The following is a 16,809-nucleotide window of genomic DNA, read 5'->3' as shown; positions in this document are numbered from 1 at the left end:
ATGCTATAAATCCGGTTTTTCTCAGAAGTCAGGGAATACCTAACCATGGCACGAGTATGCAAAGTCACCGGCAAGCGCCCGATGACCGGGAACAATGTTTCCCACGCCAACAACAAGACCAAGCGTCGCTTCCTTCCGAACCTGCAATCCCGTCGTTTCTGGGTTGAAAGCGAAAACCGCTGGGTTCGCCTGCGCGTTTCCAACGCAGCGCTGCGCACCATCGACAAGAACGGCATCGACGCTGTTCTGGCCGACCTGCGCGCCCGCGGCGAACTGTAATCGGAGTGAATGACCATGCGTGACAAGATCAAACTCGAATCGAGCGCCGGCACCGGCCACTTCTACACCACCACCAAGAACAAGCGCACCATGCCGGAAAAGATGGAGATCAAGAAGTTCGATCCCGTCGTCCGCAAGCATGTGATGTACAAGGAAACCAAGCTCAAGTAAGCTGGTTTTCGCTGGTGACACATACTCGAAACCCCGCTATTGAGGCGGGGTTTTTGTTTGAGCACCTCATCCAAGGACGACAGAATGCCGATCAACCATTACGACCTCCAGAAGTTTGCCGGCGTGAAAATCAAGGACGCGATCCGCAAGAAGGGCTCGCCCGACCGCTTCGGCAAGGCTTCGACCGGCGACAAGCAGAACGACGACGGCAAACCGTCGCTGGTCGCCAAGCTGCTCAAGCAGCACACCGAACCGAAATAAACCGTCCTATTCGGCCGGCTGCCAGACTTCGAGCAGCGTATCGCGCAGCATCGTCACCAGCGGATCGTTTTCGCGCTCGGCCGAGTAGACGAACTGCAGCGGTGCGCTGGTCACGCAGTCCCCACCGCGCCACAGCACGATCGAACCGTCGGCCGCAAAGCGCTTCGCCGTGCGCTCGGCAAGGATCGCCACGCCGAGTCCGGCCTTGACGAGTTCGAGCAGCGTCGCCTCCTCGTCGAATTCGCCCACCTTGCGCGGCGACACGTTCTGCGCCCGCCACAACTCCTGGGTGATCGACGACAGGCTGTTGAACTGCGACAGCCCCAGCCACGGCACCTTGGCGAGCGCATCCCAGTCGTCGCCGGCCAGCATCGGCGCCATCTGCGGCGGCAGCGCCACACAGAATCCGATTTCGGTCAGCGGCAGGTTGTTGACGTTCTGGTACGGGTTGCGGCCCAGGTAAAAACCGCCGTCGAGCGTCTTTTTGCGCACCTCGTTGAGGATGCCGCCGGAAATCCCGTGCGTCGTCTGTACCGTCAGCAAGGGATAGCGACTGCGCAGGCAAGCCAGCCACGGTCCGAGCTTGAGCCGCGCCGGCACGCCGATCGTGCCGATCTTGACCTTGCCCTTGGGTTCGCCCGACAGCGCCTTGGCCTTGTGCTGCATGCCGCGCGACAGCGCGAGGATGCGTTCGGCCTCGGGCAGGATGTCCTTGGCCGCCTCGGTCAGCTGGACGCCGCCCGGATAGCGTTCGAACAGCGCGACACCGAGTTCTTCTTCGAGTGCCTTGATCTGCGCGGTCACGGCAGGCTGCGACAGATGCAGCAGTTCGGCCGCCTGGGTCAGGTGGCCCTGCTGGGCCACCGCGACGAAAGTACGCAATTGATACAGTTCCATGCCGTCGATTATCCCGCAAACCGCCGTCCGGCGGCGACCGGGCGACAAACGAATGTAGTCGCGATGCCGCAGTTTCATTGCACCAAGTAAGACTCGTGCAACGCGGCATCAGAAATGCTGATTCGCCGCATCAGAAATTGCAATTAGCCCGCTCCCGACGCGCGCCATAGAGTGCGTCACTAAGCGTGACCGATCGTATCCGGCGTACTGGAAAAGACCGGCACGGTTGAGCCGCAGTCGCCGGCAGCCGCCGGTATCGACTTTCAGGAGGGACAGCATGGATGAAGCACTGATTCAGCGTATCCAGAACAACCCGAAATTCAGGGAACTGGAGCACAAGAAGACCAGCTTGAGCTGGCTGCTTTCGATCGCGATGCTCGTGATTTACTACGGGCTGATTCTGATGATCGCGTTCTCGCCCAAAACGCTCGGCACCCCGCTTGCCGCCGGCAGCGTCACTACCATCGGCATCCCGCTCGGGCTGCTCGTCATCGTTTCGGCCTTCGTGCTGACCGGCATCTACGTGCGCCGTGCCAACACCGAGTTCGACAAGCTCAACGCCGAGCTCATCGAGGAGACCCGTCAATGATCCAGCGTCTTTCCACCCGACTGGCCCTCGCCGGCACGGCACTCTGTGCCAGTCTGCCGAGCTGGGCTTCCGGCGCGATCGAGGGCCCGGTCAAACAGCGCGACCTGAACTGGCACGCCATCATCATGTTCGTGCTCTTCGTTGCCTTCACCCTCGGCATCACCTACTGGGCGGCACGCCGCACCCGTTCGGCCAAGGACTTCTACGCCGCCGGCGGCGGCATTACCGGCTTCCAGAACGGTCTGGCGATTGCCGGCGACTACATGTCGGCTGCGTCCTTCCTCGGCATTTCCGCCCTGGTCATGGGCAGCGGCTACGACGGCCTGATCTACTCGATCGGCTTCCTGGTCGGCTGGCCGCTGATCACCTTCCTCGTTGCCGAACGGCTGCGCAACCTCGGCAAGTACACCTTCGCCGACGTGGCCTCCTACCGTCTGAGCCAGACGCCGGTACGCTGCTTTGCCGCAGTCGGCACGCTCGTGACCGTGCTGCTGTACCTGATCGCGCAAATGGTCGGTGCCGGCAAACTGATCCAGCTGCTGTTCGGCATGAGCTACAGCTCGGCCGTGCTGATCGTCGGCGTGCTGATGGTGATGTACGTGACCTTCGGCGGCATGCTGGCCACCACCTGGGTGCAGATCATCAAGGCGGTGCTGCTGCTGTGCGGCGCGACCTTCATGGCCTTCATGGTGCTCGCCGCCACCGGCTTCAGCTTCGAAACCATGTTCGCGACCGCCGTGGCCACGCATCCGAAGGGCATTGCCATCATGAGCCCGGGCGGCCTCGTGTCGAACCCGATCGATGCCATCTCGCTCGGCGTCGGCCTGATGTTCGGTACCGCCGGCCTGCCGCACATCCTGATGCGCTTCTTCACCGTGAAGGACGCCAAGGAAGCCCGCAAGTCGGTGTTCTATGCAACGGGTTTCATCGGCTACTTCTACATCCTGACCTTCATCATCGGCTTCGGCGCGATCATGATGGTGCTGGGCAAGCCGGAATTCACCGAAACCATCATGAAGGACGGCAAGCCGCTGACCCAACTGATCGGTGGCGCGAATATGGCGGCGGTTCACCTGGCCAACGCGGTCGGCGGCGACTTCTTCCTCGGCTTCATCTCGGCCGTGGCCTTCGCCACCATCCTCGCCGTGGTGTCGGGTCTGACGCTGTCGGGGGCCTCGGCGGTGTCGCACGACCTGTACGCCAACGTGTTTGCCCGCGGTCGTGCCGACGAAGCGCACGAGATCCGCGTGTCGAAGATGGCCACGCTGGCACTCGGCGTCCTCGCGATCCTGCTCGGCATCGCGTTCGAGAAGCAGAACGTCGCCTTCATGGTCGGCCTCGCGTTCTCGATCGCCGCATCGGCCAACTTCCCGGTGCTGTTCATGTCGATGTTCTGGAAGGGTCTGACCACCCGCGGCGCCGTCATCGGCGGCTCGGCCGGCCTGATCTGCGCGATCCTGATGATCGTGCTCGGCCCGACGGTCTGGGTGAAGGTGCTCGGCAACGCCGCGGCGATCTTCCCGTACGACAACCCGTCGATCTTCTCGATGCCGCTGGCCTTCATCGTGACCTGGCTGGTGTCGACCCTCGACAAGAGCGAATCGGCACAACGCGAGAAAGCCCTGTTCCTGCCGCAGTTCATCCGTTCGATGACCGGCATCGGTGCAGAAGGCGCTGCCAAGCACTAATACTTGCAAGATGTAGGCAGCATGTCGACGCCCCGCCCTGTGCGGGGCGTTTTTCCTCGTCGCGAGGTGCCATGACCCAGTTCTTCAACGACCGTCACCCGCCGTTCGACTGCCTGAGTCCGGCGGAACTCGCTCGGCTGCAAGCCTCGGCCGACATCGAATTCCATCCGGCCGGCAGCGTGCTGATCGAACCCGGCGCGACCGTCGACGCACTGTTCGTGTTGATCAAGGGCGTGATCGACGAGTACGACGGCAGCGAACTCGTCGCCAGTTATCGCGAGCACGACAACCTCGACGGCCGCGCGCTGGTGACCGGCACCGGCAGTCACCGTTACCGCGTGCACGAGGACGCCATCGTCCACCGCATTCCGCGCGACGCGGTACTGGCGCTGATGCATGCCAACCCGCTGTTCGGTGCCTGGTTTTACCAGGACGTTGCCCGGCGGCTGGCCGCACTGGCGCAACAGCCGATGCAGGGCGAGCTGCAGTCGCTGGTCACGGCACGGGTCGCCGATGCACCGTTGCGCCAGCCCGTATGGCTGGCCGCCGACGCCAGCGTGCTCGACGCCGCGCAAGCGATGAAGACCAGCCGCAGTTCGTCGGTCCTGGTCCGCGACGGAACCCGAACAGGCCTGTTCACCCAGAGCGACCTGCGCGACCTCGTCATCGACGGCCGCGATGCCGCGACGACCCGCGTCGCCGACGTCGCCCGTCATGCGCTGATCACGATCGACGCCGACGCCCATGTCGCCGACGCGCTGCTCTCGCTCACCCGCCATACCATCCAGCGCCTGCTGGTGACGCAGGACGGCGACATTGTCGGCGTGCTCGAACAGATCGACCTGCTCGCGTATTTTTCCAACCACTCCTACCTCGTTGCCGCACAGATCGAACGGGCCGGAAGCATCGAAGCGCTGGCCCCTGCCGCCGCCCGGCTGCGGACGCTGATCCGGCTCTTGCACGCCCAGGGCATGCACACCCGCTTGATCGCCTCGCTGGTCACCGAACTCAATGCCCAGTTGCAGCGACAACTGTTCGCCCTGCTCTTCCCGCCCGAGTCGCACGCACACGTATGCGTGCTGGCGCTTGGCTCGCAGGGGCGCGGCGAACAGATCCTGCCGACCGATCAGGACAACGCACTGATCATCGCAGACGACTACGGGGGCCCGCTGCTGGAGGATGCGTCTGCACGCTACAACGCGGCACTGGCCGACCTCGGCTATCCGCGCTGCCCCGGCGAGGTGATGTTGTGCAATCCGCACTGGCAGCAGCGTCAGGCAGACTTTTCCCGCCGCCTCGATCAGCTGGTCGCCACGCCCGACGGCGAAGCAATGCTGGAGCTGGCGATGTGGCTCGACGCCACTCCGGTGGCTGGCAACGCAACGCTCTGGCCGCCACTGCAGCAGCAGATCGGTGCCCTCTGCCACGGCAACGATGCACTGCTCTCGCGACTGGCCCTGCCCATCGTCCAGTTCGCCACGCCACCGCTGTTCTCACGCCTGTTCGGCAAGACCGACCGGATCGACCTGAAGAAAGCGGGCATTTTTCCCGTGGTGCACGGCCTGCGCGTGCTCGCGCTGCAGTCCGGCATCGTGGCCACCGGCAGCCTGCAACGCATCGACGCCCTTGTCGTCCGCCGCGTACTGACCACCGACCTGGGTCGCGATGCCGCCGAGGCACTGGCCTTCCTGCAGCGCCTGCAGCTGCGTCTCGGACTGGAGCGGCAGCTGCAGCACGAACCGGCATCCAACCTGCTTACGCCGCAGGCACTGACGCAGCTCGAACGCGAGCTGCTCAAGGATGCGCTCGGCGTCGCCGGGCGTCTTCGGCAGCTGGTCCAGCACCGCTTCCACCTGCAGCAGTTCTGAACCATGCTGGCCGCACTGCATCGCACCCTTCAGCGCCGTCGCCTGCGCGATCCGCGTTTTGCAACGCTGTTCGATCCCCCCGCACCGGGCGAATGCGTGAGCCTCGACTGCGAAACCACCAGCCTCGACCCGCGCAGTGCCGGCCTGCTGACGATCGCCGCAGTGCCGGTGCGCGGCCGGCGCATCGTGCTGTCGGAAAAGCTCGAGCTCACGCTGCGCCCCGAAACGGCGATCGATCCGGCGACGGTGGCCGTGCACCGGTTGCGCGAACAGGACGTCGCCGGCGGACTGCCGGTCCGCGACGCACTGGCCCAGCTGCTCGACTTCATCGGCAGCCGGCCGCTGATCGGCTACTACCTCGAGTTCGATCTGGCCGTGATCAACCGCCAGCTCAAACCGTGGCTCGGCATCACCTTGCCGAACCGGCAGATCGATGTGTCCAGGCTGTACTACGACCGCCATGTATCGGCCTACCGGCCCGACGTCGACCTCTCGCTCGACGCAATGCTCGACACGCTCAAGCTGCCGCGCTGGCCGCGGCACGATGCACTCGCCGATGCGGCCACTGCGGCGCTCATCTACCTCAAGCTCACCGAAAGCCGCCGCTGAGCCGTCAGAATCGGCCGCCGGTCCGGCGAACATGGCGGCATCAGCGGAACTGATTCCGCGCATCAGAAAACACGATTGGCTTTGCGGACGCGACGGCTTTACAGTCCGAACATCGCATTTTTTCTTACTGCACTGGCAAGAAGGAGCAAGCATGAGCAGCATCGATTCCGTACTGAAAGAAAACCGCCTGTTCCCGCCGTCCGACGATTTCCGCGTCAAGGCCAACGTCTCCGGCATGGAGGGCTACAACGCCCTGTGCGAGCAGGCCAACCGCGACTACGAAGGCTTCTGGGCCGACCTCGGCCGCGAACTCGTGAGCTGGAACAAGCCGTTCACCAAGGTACTGAACGACAGCAATGCGCCGTTCTTCAAGTGGTTCGAGGACGGCCAGCTCAACATCTCGTACAACTGTCTCGACCGCCATCTCGACGCGCGCGGCGACAAGACCGCGATCATTTTCGAAGCCGACGACGGCACCGCCGAACACGTGAGCTACCGCCAGCTGCACGCCCGCGTCTGCCAGTTCGCCAACGGCCTGAAGCTGCTCGGCGTGAAGAAGGGCGACCGCGTCGTCGTCTACATGCCGCACACCGTCGAAGCCGTCGTGGCCATGCAGGCATGTGCCCGCATCGGCGCGATCCACTCGGTCGTGTTCGGCGGCTTCTCGGCCGGCGCACTGCGCGACCGCATCCAGGACGCGCAGGCCAAGATCGTCATCACCGCCAACGAAGGCTTCCGTGGCGGCAAGCCGGTGCCGCTGAAGGCGACCGTCGACGAAGCGCTCACCCTCGAAGGCAGCGAATCGATCGAGAAGGTGGTCGTGCTGCGCCGTCTCGAAAACAGCAGCGCCGCATTCAACGACGCCCGCGACGTCTGGTGGCACGAGCTGGTCGAAGGCCAGCCGACCCAGTGCGAACCGGAATGGGTCGACGCCGAGCACCCGCTGTTCATCCTCTACACCTCCGGTTCGACCGGCAAGCCCAAGGGCATCCAGCACAGCACCGGCGGCTACCTTCTCGGCGCGCTGACGACGATGAAGTGGGTGTTCGACTACCGCGAAGGCGACGTCTACTGGTGCACGGCCGATGTGGGCTGGATCACCGGCCACTCCTACGTGGCCTACGGCCCGCTGGCCATCGGCGCGACCCAGGTCGTGTTCGAAGGCGTGCCGACCTATCCGGACGCCGGCCGTTTCTGGCAGATGATCGCCAAGCACAAGGTCACGACCTTCTACACCGCCCCGACGGCGATCCGTTCGCTGATCAAGCTCGGCGCCGACCTGCCGAAGCAGCACGACCTGTCGAGCCTGCGCCTCCTGGGCACCGTCGGCGAGCCGATCAACCCCGAAGCATGGATCTGGTACCACGAAGTCGTCGGTGGCGGCCGTTGCCCGATCGTCGACACCTGGTGGCAGACCGAAACCGGCGCCAACATGATCGCCCCGCTGCCGGGCGCCGTCGCAACCAAGCCGGGTTCGTGCACGCTGCCGATCCCGGGCATCATCGCCGACATCGTCGACGAAGCCGGTGCCCCGGTCGAGCCGGGCAAGGGCGGCTTCCTCGTCGTGCGCAAGCCGTGGCCGTCGATGGTCCGGACGATCTGGAACGACCCGGAACGCTTCAAGAAGACCTACTTCCCCGAGGACTTCAACGGCCAGCTGTATCTGGCCGGCGATTCGGCCCACTTCGACGAGAACGGCTACATCTGGATCATGGGTCGCGTCGACGACGTGCTGAATGTCTCGGGCCACCGCCTCGGCACGATGGAAATCGAGTCGGCGCTGGTCGCCAATCCGCTGGTCGCCGAAGCGGCCGTCGTCGGCAAGCCGCACGAGATCAAGGGCGAGTCGGTCTGCGCCTTCGTCGTACTCAAGGGCGCCCGTCCGGAAGGCGACGATGCCAAGCGCATCGCCAAGGAACTGCGCGAATGGGTCGCCCACGAAATCGGCAAGATCGCCATGCCGGACGAAATCCGCTTCGGCGACAACCTGCCGAAGACCCGCTCGGGCAAGATCATGCGTCGCCTGCTGCGCGACATCGCCAAGGGTCAGGAAATCACCCAGGACACGTCGACGCTGGAAAACCCGGCCATTCTCGACCAGCTGGCCAAGAGCGCGATCTGAGTTTCCGCGCGACCGGCAGCACGTTTTCACGGCAGCACTTCAGCCCCACCTTGCGGTGGGGCTTTTTTTTGTCCGTTGCCGGTTCAAACGACCGGCAGTTCGCCCGGCGCCCGCCGCAAGGCCTGCAGCAAGGCGCCGGGGCTGACATCGAAATGCCGGCTGAAGCGGCGCGAAAAACTGGCCACTTCCTGATAGCCGACCTGTTCGGCCACCGCCGCGACGTTGCCGGCACCGGCGACCAGCAGCTCGCGCGCACGGCGCATGCGCTGGTGAATGATCAGCTGCTGCGGCGTGGCCTCGAGGTGGCGGACGCACAACCGGTGCAGCTGGGCCACACTGACGCCGTAGGCCTGCGCGAACGCCTCGACCCGCCAGTCCTGCGCCGGCGCATGCCGAACGGGTTCGAACACCGCCTGCAAACGCGCCGCAACGGCTTCATCGGCATGGCTGGCCAGCGCGCGACGGAACAGGTCGACCGCCAGGAGCAGCGCCTGCGCGGCAAAGCCGGCCGGGCCGAGCCGGGCCTCGGCGCACAGCACGCGCATCGTCTGGTACAGGCTGTCCGCATGCATCAACGGCCGGATGCTGACGCGGTCACCGGCCAGCATGCGCCACGCCGGTACATCATTCACCAGCAGCCAAGCCAGCCGCCAGGAGCCGCCGGTGGAACGGAAGCCGCTGCGGCCGAGCGCCGGCAGCACGGCCATCTGCCCGGCGCCGAGTGTCAGTTGCATTTCGCCGTCGGTCACCACGCCGCTGCCTTCGGCACAGAACAGCACCACATGGAAAGGCGCGCCGATGCGTTCGACGTGCAAATGCCCGTCGACCTCGGAATGGCCGGCAAACAGCAGGTCGTGCTCGGCCAGTGCACGCAGATGTGGATGATGGAAGATCCGCGCGCCGACCGAACATTGCCGGGTACCTTCACCGACATCGAACATTTCCTGATAGATCGTCGACATTGCATTGGCCCGTGCTGGATTCGAACAAAATGACAATCAGATTGCGACATTCCATTGCGAAGCTCAATTGCTTAACTTGGCCAGTTGTACCCCCACCAAGGAGATCCGGATGTTGCGTTACCTGCCCCTCGTGCTGCTGCCGGCGCTGACCGCCTGCGCCAGCGTCCCCGGCCCGTCGGCCGATGCCCCCAAGCTGATTTCCTACCTGCCGACGTGGCAGACCACGGCCGAACGCGCCCGCGGTGCGGAAATCCTGCCTACGCTCGATATCGGCATTTACTCCTTCCTGCTGGTCAAACCCGACGGCACCGCCTACATCGACGCCAAGAACCAGGAAGGCGCCGCGCAGTGGAAGCAGGCCTTCGCCACCGCCCGCGTCAAGAACCCGAAGCTGGCCTGCCAGTGGGCGATCGGCGGCTGGACCGGCTCGCGCAACATCGCCAAGGTCGCGCAGACCGAAGCGGGCCGCACCCGGCTGGCGCAAACCTCGGTCGCGATCATGCGCGACTACGGCTGTCAGGGGCTCGATCTCGACTGGGAGCACCCGGTCACCGGCGGCGACTACGCGGCCGATGCCTCCCCCGCCGACCGCGACAACTACACCCGGCTGTTGCAGGCGCTGCGCAGCGAACTCGACAAGCGCGGCAAGGCCAACGGCGCGCAATACCTGCTGACGGCGGCCATTCCCGGCACCAACGGCGGCTGGGGTTCGTCCGGCTATGACCTGCCGGCGGCAGCCAAGCTGCTCGACTGGGTCAACCTGATGAGCTACGACTTCTACGGAGCATGGAGCCCGCGCGCCGGCCTGCATGCGGCGCTCTATCCGACGCCGGGCGAAGCCGACGGCAACGTGCTCAACGGTGACGGCGGCGTGAAGCACTTCATCGCACAGGGCTTCAAGCCGTCGCAACTGGTACTCGGCGTGCCGTTCTACGCGCGCGGCCAGGGCAATGTCGAAGCCGGGCCGAACGGTGACGGTCTGGCCCAGCCTTCGAAGGGACCGGGTCTGCTCGACGATGCCGAACCGGGTACGGCCAAGTACTCGACCGCCGTGGCAACGCTGATCGGCAAGCCGGGCTGGCAGTCGTTCCGCAGCAAGGAAGCCGGCAACGCCCCTTATCTGTACAACGCCAAGCTCAAGCAACTGGTCAGCTATGACGACGCCGTCTCGCTCAAGACCAAGGCCGAATACATCAAGGCCAACGGGCTGCGCGGCGTGATGATCTGGGAGCTGACCCAGGACGACGCCGACCACACGCTGTGGCGTGCACTCGAGCGCAACCTGCGCTGAGCGACACGGTCCGCGCCTCCGTCGGCGCGAACCGCCCGCCTGTTCCGCGCGCGCAAGCCGGCCCCCGACGGGGCCGGCTTTCTTTGCTTGCAACGCACAAAGAGCCGGGCTGAAAGCCTTGCTGCAAGCCGGTTTCAGCCCTACCCCACATTGGGTAGAAACCCTGAGATCGATTTGCCACACCGATGCCGCCGGCATCCAAGTAGCGCAAATCCGGCTGCTACAGTAGGGCCATCTAATATGCCGGATGGAATCGACAGAATGGCCCCGATGAAGATCTCGACACGCCTGTACCTGCTCTGCGGCCTTGGTGTGGTCGCCGTGGTGCTGATGGCGCTGGTTTCCGGACTGCTGCTGACCAAGATCCGCGACAATTCGACCGACATGCTCGACAACGCCGTCCCGGCGATGCAGAACCTCAACCATGCGCAGGAAGTGTTCCTGCGACTGCGCATGAGCGTGTACCAGCATCTGGTACAGCGCGAGCCGGCCGGCAAGGACAAGGTCGAAGCCAGCTTCAACAGCCTGCGCACCGAGCTGGCACAGATCTTCGAATCGCACCTGAACCGCTACGGCAATCCGGCCGACGTGCGTCAGGCGCGCGACGAGATCGACCGCTACCTGACCCAGGTGCAGGAGATTTTCAAGTATTCGAAGAACGGCCAGTACGACGAAGTGCCGGCCGCAACCAGCCGGGTCGCCATTCAGGGCGAGAAGGCCATCACCGCGATGAAGGAAGCGGTCGACAACAACCAGCGCCAGCTCGAACAGGCGCGTCAGGGTGTCTCCGGTGCCATCGCCACCGGCCAGACCACCAGCCTGATCACCCCGCTGGTCGCCGCCGCCCTGCTGTTCGTGCTCGGCACGCTGATCGTGCGCAGCGTCACCGGCCCGCTGGGCCAGCTGCGCGACTCGGTCGTCCGGCTCGCCAGCGACTACGATTTCACCCGCCGGGTACCGGCGCGCGGTGGCGACGAAGTGAACCAGACGCTGCACGCCTTCAACCAGTTGCTCGACGCGATGCAGCAGAGCTTCCGCCAGCTGCAGCAGGTCGGCAGCGGACTCAATGCATCGGCGACCGAACTGGCCGACGCCTCGACCCAGATGTCCGCCGCGTCGAACGACGTCAGCGAATCGACGGCCAATATGGCGGCCGCCGTCGAGGAAATGACCGTCAGCGTCACCCACGTTGCCGACCGGGCCGGCGGCGCCGACGATCTGGCGCGCGAAGCCGGCCGGCTGGCCGGCAGCGGCGGCATGGTGATCGAGCAGACCATCGCCAGGATCAACGGCATCGCCGCGACGGTCACCACTGCGGCAACACAGATCGAAAGCCTGAAGGAGCGTACCGCCGAGATCAACGCGGTCGTCAACGTGATCAAGGACATCGCCGACCAGACCAACCTGCTGGCGCTGAACGCCGCGATCGAAGCGGCCCGCGCCGGCGAAACCGGCCGCGGCTTCGCCGTCGTCGCCGACGAAGTCCGCAAGCTGGCCGAGCGCACGGCCGTGTCGACCCAGGAAATCGCCGGTACCGTTCAGGCCATCCAGTCCGAAGCCGGCCAGACGGTCACGTCGATGCAGGCCGTCGTCAACCTGGTCGGCGACGGCGTCGCCCAGGCCGAGCAGGCCGGCGCGGCGATCCGGCAGATCCGCACCGGCAGCGACGACGTCGTGCATCAGGTCAGCGAGATTTCCGGTGCGATGCGCGAACAGAGCCAGGCCAGCACCAGCATCGCCCAGCAGATCGAACGCGTGGCGCAGATGAGCGAGGAAAGCAACGCCACCGCCATGCACACCGCCTCGGCAGCCGAACACCTGCAACAGATGTCGCAGCAGCTGCAGGCCGCGATCTCGCGTTACCGCGTCTGAACCGCACGCCCCGTCCCTCTCCGGAAACCGGCGCCAGCGCGCCGGTTTTCATTTGGACGACCGCCGGACGTCGTCCGACCGGCCCGGTGGACGATCGGTCAGTAGTTGCCCGCCCCCGCCAGCAACTGGACGAACCCGTTGGCGCCGACCGGCGCGAAACCGCCGACCCGGTTCTGCGGATCAAGGTAGCGGACGTGCAGACCGTTGCCGTCGGTATTGGCGAACGCCGTGCTCCATTTGGCGGTGTTCCGGAATGCGGCCTGGTAATGCACGTGGTAAAGGCGCAGCAGCAGTTTTTCGACATCGATGCCGTTCGCGATTCCGAGATCGTTGGGCTGGTGGTTGATGTTGTTGATGGTGACCCGGATCGTGAAGACGAAACTGTTCTGCAGCGTGGCTGCGACGATACCGGCGTCGTTCATGGCCGCCACGCGGTTCTGGAACCGTTGCTGCACGTTGCCGCTGGTGCCGATGTAGAACGGCCGCGTATGCGTGCCGGAATAGATCACGTACAGGCGCCCCTGGGCTGCCAGCGCCGGCGCCATCCCGATCATGCCGGTGCCGGTAGCGGTGAAATTGCTGACTGAATCGATGGTGAACGTGACGTTCGGCATGAGGACTCCCGCCCATGAATGACAATGGCATTGTCCGGGATTTTACGTCGGAATCCCCTTTCCGGCGCCGGGGCAGGGCGGCGTGTGGCCATCGTGTCGGCCCGGGCACCCACGGTCGGGCCGGTCACCGCACGCACCGGTTGCATTAGCGGCAAGCCGGGACGCAGCGTACCATTCCGCTATCCCGCCACGCGCCCGCACGGATCACCATGTTCGTCGAATTCCCGAACTCACCGTACAAGCTGTTCCAGCCCTTCCCGCCCGCCGGCGACCAGCCGACGGCGATTGCCGGCCTGATCGAAGGCATCGAGGACGGCCTGAAGTACCAGACCCTGCTCGGCGTCACCGGCTCGGGCAAGACCTATACGATGGCCAACGTCATCGCCCGTACCGGCCGCCCGGCGATCGTGATGGCGCCGAACAAGACGCTGGCGGCGCAGCTGTACGCCGAGTTCCGCGAGTTCTTTCCGGAGAACGCGGTCGAGTATTTCGTCAGCTACTACGACTACTACCAGCCCGAAGCCTACGTGCCGAGCCGCGACCTGTTCATCGAGAAGGACTCGGCGATCAACGAGCACATCGAGCAGATGCGCCTCTCCGCGACCAAGGCAATGCTCGAACGGCCCGACTGCATCATCGTCGCCACCGTGTCGGCGATCTACGGTATCGGTGACCCGTCCGACTACCACAAGATGATCCTGCACCTCAAAGAGGGCGAAAAGCACGAGCAGCGCGAGATCATCAAGCGGCTGACCGCGATGCAGTACGACCGCAACGAAACCGACTTCGCCCGCGGCACCTTCCGCGTGCGCGGCGACGTGATCGACATTTTTCCGGCCGAAAATGCCGAGCTGGCACTGCGGATCTCGCTGTTCGACGACGAAATCGAGACGCTGCAGCTGTTCGATCCGCTGACCGGCCACATCAAGCAGCGTGCCGGCCGCTACACGGTGTTCCCGTCCAGCCATTACGTGACGCCGCGCGACACGGTATTGCGCGCGGTCGAGACGATCAAGGAAGAGCTGCGCACCCGGCTCGAGTTCTATTACAAGGAACAGAAGCTCGTCGAAGCGCAACGGCTCGAACAGCGCACGCGCTTCGACCTCGAAATGCTCAACGAGATGGGCTTCTGCAAGGGCATCGAGAACTACTCGCGGCACTTTTCCGGCAAGAAGCCCGGCGAGGCGCCGCCGACGCTGATCAATTACCTGCCCGAAGGGTCGTTGATGTTTCTCGACGAGTCGCACGTGATGATCGGCCAGGTCGGCGCGATGTACAAAGGCGACCGCTCGCGCAAGGAGAACCTCGTCGACTACGGCTTCCGGTTGCCCTCGGCGCTGGACAACCGGCCGCTGAAGTTCGAGGAGTTCGAGCAGATGATGCCGCAGACGGTGTTCGTCTCGGCCACGCCCGCCGCCTATGAAAAAGACCACCAGGGCCAGGTCGTCGAACAGGTGGTGCGGCCGACCGGCCTCGTCGACCCGCGCATCGAAGTCCGCCCGGTGACGACCCAGGTCGACGACCTGCTGTCGGAAATCAGGAAGCGCACCGAGCTGAACGAGCGCGTGCTGGTGACGACGCTGACCAAGCGCATGTCGGAACAGCTGACCGAGTACCTCGACGAGCACGGCGTGAAGGTGCGCTACCTGCACTCGGACATCGACACGGTCGAGCGGGTCGAGATCCTCCGCGACCTGCGCCTCGGCGTGTTCGACGTGCTGGTCGGCATCAACCTGCTGCGCGAGGGCCTCGACATTCCCGAGGTGTCGCTGGTGGCGATTCTCGACGCCGACAAGGAAGGCTTCCTGCGGAGCGAACGCTCGCTGATCCAGACCATCGGCCGCGCCGCGCGCAACCTCAACGGCACGGCCATCCTCTACGCCGACCGGATCACCGAGTCGATGAAGAAGGCGATCGACGAGACCGAGCGCCGCCGCGCCAAGCAGATCGCCTTCAACGAGGCCAACGGTATCGTGCCGAAATCGGTGACCAAGCGGATCAAGGACATCATCGACGGCGTCTACAACGCCGAAGATGCCGCCGCGGCGCGGATCGAGGCCAAGCGCCAGCAACTGGTCGAGGACATGGACGAGAAGGACCTCGCCAAGGAACTCAAGCGCATCGAGAAGGACATGATGACCGCGGCGAAGAACCTCGAGTTCGAACAGGCTGCGAAGTTGCGCGACCAGCTCAGGGTGCTGCGCGAACGTGCATTCGGCCACCAGTAGGGACGTCAGGGGTCGTCAGCGGACGACACACATCCCTCGGCCGATCGTCGCCGACCGGTGCCGGCGATCCGCGATCAGGCACTCGGCATGATCCGGACGTGCGCATGTGCGCACATCTCCGGATGGAACTTCGATGCGAACTCCATGGGCCGCCGCCCTCTCCCTGTTCGCCAGCGCCTGGCTTTCGGCCGCACCGGCGTGGCAACCCGATCTCGTCTACAACGCCGGTGACACGGTCACCGTTGCCGGCACCGACTATCGTGCGCAGTGGTGGACGCGCGGACAGTCCCCGCAGCAACACGCCGGCCCGATCGGCGGTGGCCAGCCCTGGCTGGTACTCGACCCGGCGCAGCCGCCGCTGGCGTGTGGCGATGCCTGGCGCGACGGAATCGCCTACAACGGCAACGCGGTGGTCAGCCGTCAGGGACGCAATTACCTCGCCGGCTGGTGGACCCGTGGCAACGATCCGGCCTCAGCCGGAAACCGCGCCGTCTGGCGCGACCTCGGTGACTGCAATTACACACGGCAATACACGTTCACGCTGACGTCACGACATGTGCAACCGCTGACGTTCGGCCCGGATACCGCCGGCAACGCCTACCCGATCGAGGTCATGCTGCCCGACGGCTTCCAGCCCGAACTGGCCTACCCGGTGCTCTACGTGCTCGACTGGTTCCTGCTGGCCGACACCTTCAGGCAGCAGCTTCAGGACTTGCGCGATGCGGACCGGCTGCAACCGTTCATCGTCGTCGGCATCGGCTGCGCCGATAGCGAACCGGCGTGCTGGCTGCGGCGCGAGCGCGATTACACGCCGAGCTACTGGCTGGCGGAAGAACACTTCCTCGGCAATACCGACCCGGCGTTGCGCATCACCGGCGGCGGTCCCGGTTTCCTCGCCTTCCTCAAGCACGAACTCATCCCGCGCATCGAGACGCACTATCTGACCCGGCCGGCGGACCGCGGGATTCACGGCACCTCGCTGAGCGCGTTGCTTGTCAGCCATGCGCTGGTGCACGACAGCGCCCTGTTCGGCCATTACCTCATCAACAGCCCGGCGCTCTGGTACCACGACAACCAGCTCGCCGGCGAGGCGCAAACCGGTTCCGCCGAACGCTACCGTGGCGTCGAAAGCGTCTTCCTCAGCATGGGCGAGCTGGAAGGCAGCCCGTATCTGGAGGACACCGCGCGCTTTGCCGCGGTCCTGGCCGGCAAAACGGTGCCGGTCCGGCACGTGGTGCTGCCGGCGCGCACCCACGAATCGGCCGCGCTGGCGGCCAGCCGCGAAGGTTTGCCCTACGCCTACGGCCGCTAAGCCCGGCCCGACCTGCCGGTGACCGCACATGCTGCGGTCACCGGCA

Annotated in this window: 15 protein-coding genes; 12 read left to right on the top strand and 3 right to left on the bottom strand. The window is 65.0% G+C overall.

From position 1 onward, the window contains the following. Positions 1-45 precede the first annotated feature (45 nt). The 3 genes from rpmB to IE097_RS00500 all read left to right on the top strand — a co-directional run bounded on the left by rpmB (position 46) and on the right by IE097_RS00500 (position 711). A complete protein-coding gene (rpmB, locus tag IE097_RS00510) occupies positions 46-279 on the top strand; it encodes a 50S ribosomal protein L28 (protein ID WP_184099167.1) in 234 nt (77 codons plus the stop codon). A 15-nt stretch (positions 280-294) separates the two neighbouring features. Continuing rightward, positions 295-450 (top strand): 50S ribosomal protein L33, encoded by a 156-nt coding sequence (gene rpmG, locus IE097_RS00505; RefSeq protein ID WP_091195311.1) that lies wholly within the window; start codon positions 295-297, stop codon positions 448-450. Between the two features lie 84 nt (positions 451-534). After that, a complete protein-coding gene (locus IE097_RS00500) occupies positions 535-711 on the top strand; it encodes a hypothetical protein (protein WP_189458194.1) in 177 nt (58 codons plus the stop codon). Positions 712-717: 6 nt separating this feature from the next. On the opposite strand, the gene IE097_RS00495 is transcribed toward IE097_RS00500, so the two are convergent. Beyond that, entirely contained in the window at positions 718-1,608 is an 891-nt protein-coding gene (locus IE097_RS00495) for a LysR family transcriptional regulator (protein ID WP_189458193.1), read from the bottom strand. 277 nt (positions 1,609-1,885) lie between these two features. Between IE097_RS00495 and IE097_RS00490 the strand changes: the two genes are divergently transcribed. The 5 genes from IE097_RS00490 to acs all read left to right on the top strand — a co-directional run bounded on the left by IE097_RS00490 (position 1,886) and on the right by acs (position 8,484). Beyond that, complete coding sequence (locus tag IE097_RS00490; RefSeq protein ID WP_189458192.1) at positions 1,886-2,197, top strand: DUF485 domain-containing protein; 312 nt, start codon at positions 1,886-1,888, stop codon at positions 2,195-2,197. Next, positions 2,194-3,885: a cation acetate symporter gene (locus IE097_RS00485; protein WP_189458191.1), complete on the top strand. Its 1,692-nt coding sequence runs from the start codon at positions 2,194-2,196 to the stop codon at positions 3,883-3,885. The genes IE097_RS00490 and IE097_RS00485 overlap by 4 nt, the downstream gene beginning before the upstream one ends. A gap of 71 nt (positions 3,886-3,956) precedes the next feature. Further along, a complete protein-coding gene (locus IE097_RS00480; protein ID WP_189458190.1) occupies positions 3,957-5,753 on the top strand; it encodes a DUF294 nucleotidyltransferase-like domain-containing protein in 1,797 nt (598 codons plus the stop codon). A gap of 3 nt (positions 5,754-5,756) precedes the next feature. Then, complete coding sequence (locus IE097_RS00475; RefSeq protein WP_189458189.1) at positions 5,757-6,362, top strand: 3'-5' exonuclease; 606 nt, start codon at positions 5,757-5,759, stop codon at positions 6,360-6,362. Positions 6,363-6,513: 151 nt separating this feature from the next. Next, positions 6,514-8,484: an acetate--CoA ligase gene (gene acs / locus IE097_RS00470; protein ID WP_189458188.1), complete on the top strand. Its 1,971-nt coding sequence runs from the start codon at positions 6,514-6,516 to the stop codon at positions 8,482-8,484. Between the two features lie 83 nt (positions 8,485-8,567). On the opposite strand, the gene IE097_RS00465 is transcribed toward acs, so the two are convergent. After that, a complete protein-coding gene (locus IE097_RS00465; RefSeq protein ID WP_189458187.1) occupies positions 8,568-9,446 on the bottom strand; it encodes a helix-turn-helix transcriptional regulator in 879 nt (292 codons plus the stop codon). Between the two features lie 109 nt (positions 9,447-9,555). On the opposite strand from IE097_RS00465, the gene IE097_RS00460 reads away from it, so the two are divergent. Together IE097_RS00460 and IE097_RS00455 are read left to right on the top strand one after the other, a co-directional pair. Further along, complete coding sequence (locus tag IE097_RS00460; protein WP_189458186.1) at positions 9,556-10,737, top strand: glycoside hydrolase family 18 protein; 1,182 nt, start codon at positions 9,556-9,558, stop codon at positions 10,735-10,737. A 261-nt stretch (positions 10,738-10,998) separates the two neighbouring features. Then, positions 10,999-12,609 carry a methyl-accepting chemotaxis protein gene (locus tag IE097_RS00455; RefSeq protein WP_189458185.1) on the top strand — a complete coding sequence of 537 codons (1,611 nt, stop codon included), beginning with the start codon at positions 10,999-11,001 and terminating at the stop codon, positions 12,607-12,609. Between the two features lie 98 nt (positions 12,610-12,707). On the opposite strand, the gene IE097_RS00450 is transcribed toward IE097_RS00455, so the two are convergent. After that, positions 12,708-13,223 carry a hypothetical protein gene (locus IE097_RS00450; protein ID WP_189458184.1) on the bottom strand — a complete coding sequence of 172 codons (516 nt, stop codon included), beginning with the start codon at positions 13,221-13,223 and terminating at the stop codon, positions 12,708-12,710. A 209-nt stretch (positions 13,224-13,432) separates the two neighbouring features. Here IE097_RS00450 and uvrB point away from each other — a divergent pair, with 209 nt between their 5' ends. Next, positions 13,433-15,451, top strand: coding sequence for an excinuclease ABC subunit UvrB (uvrB, locus tag IE097_RS00445; protein WP_189458183.1), 2,019 nt, complete (start codon positions 13,433-13,435; stop codon positions 15,449-15,451). 133 nt (positions 15,452-15,584) lie between these two features. Further along, positions 15,585-16,763 (top strand): carbohydrate-binding protein, encoded by a 1,179-nt coding sequence (locus IE097_RS00440; protein ID WP_189458182.1) that lies wholly within the window; start codon positions 15,585-15,587, stop codon positions 16,761-16,763. The last annotated feature ends 46 nt before the right edge of the window (positions 16,764-16,809 follow it).

The organism is Jeongeupia chitinilytica, from assembly GCF_014652315.1.
Lineage (GTDB): Bacteria > Pseudomonadota > Gammaproteobacteria > Burkholderiales > Chitinibacteraceae > Jeongeupia > Jeongeupia chitinilytica.
This window is presented reverse-complemented; position numbering and strand designations above follow the sequence as displayed.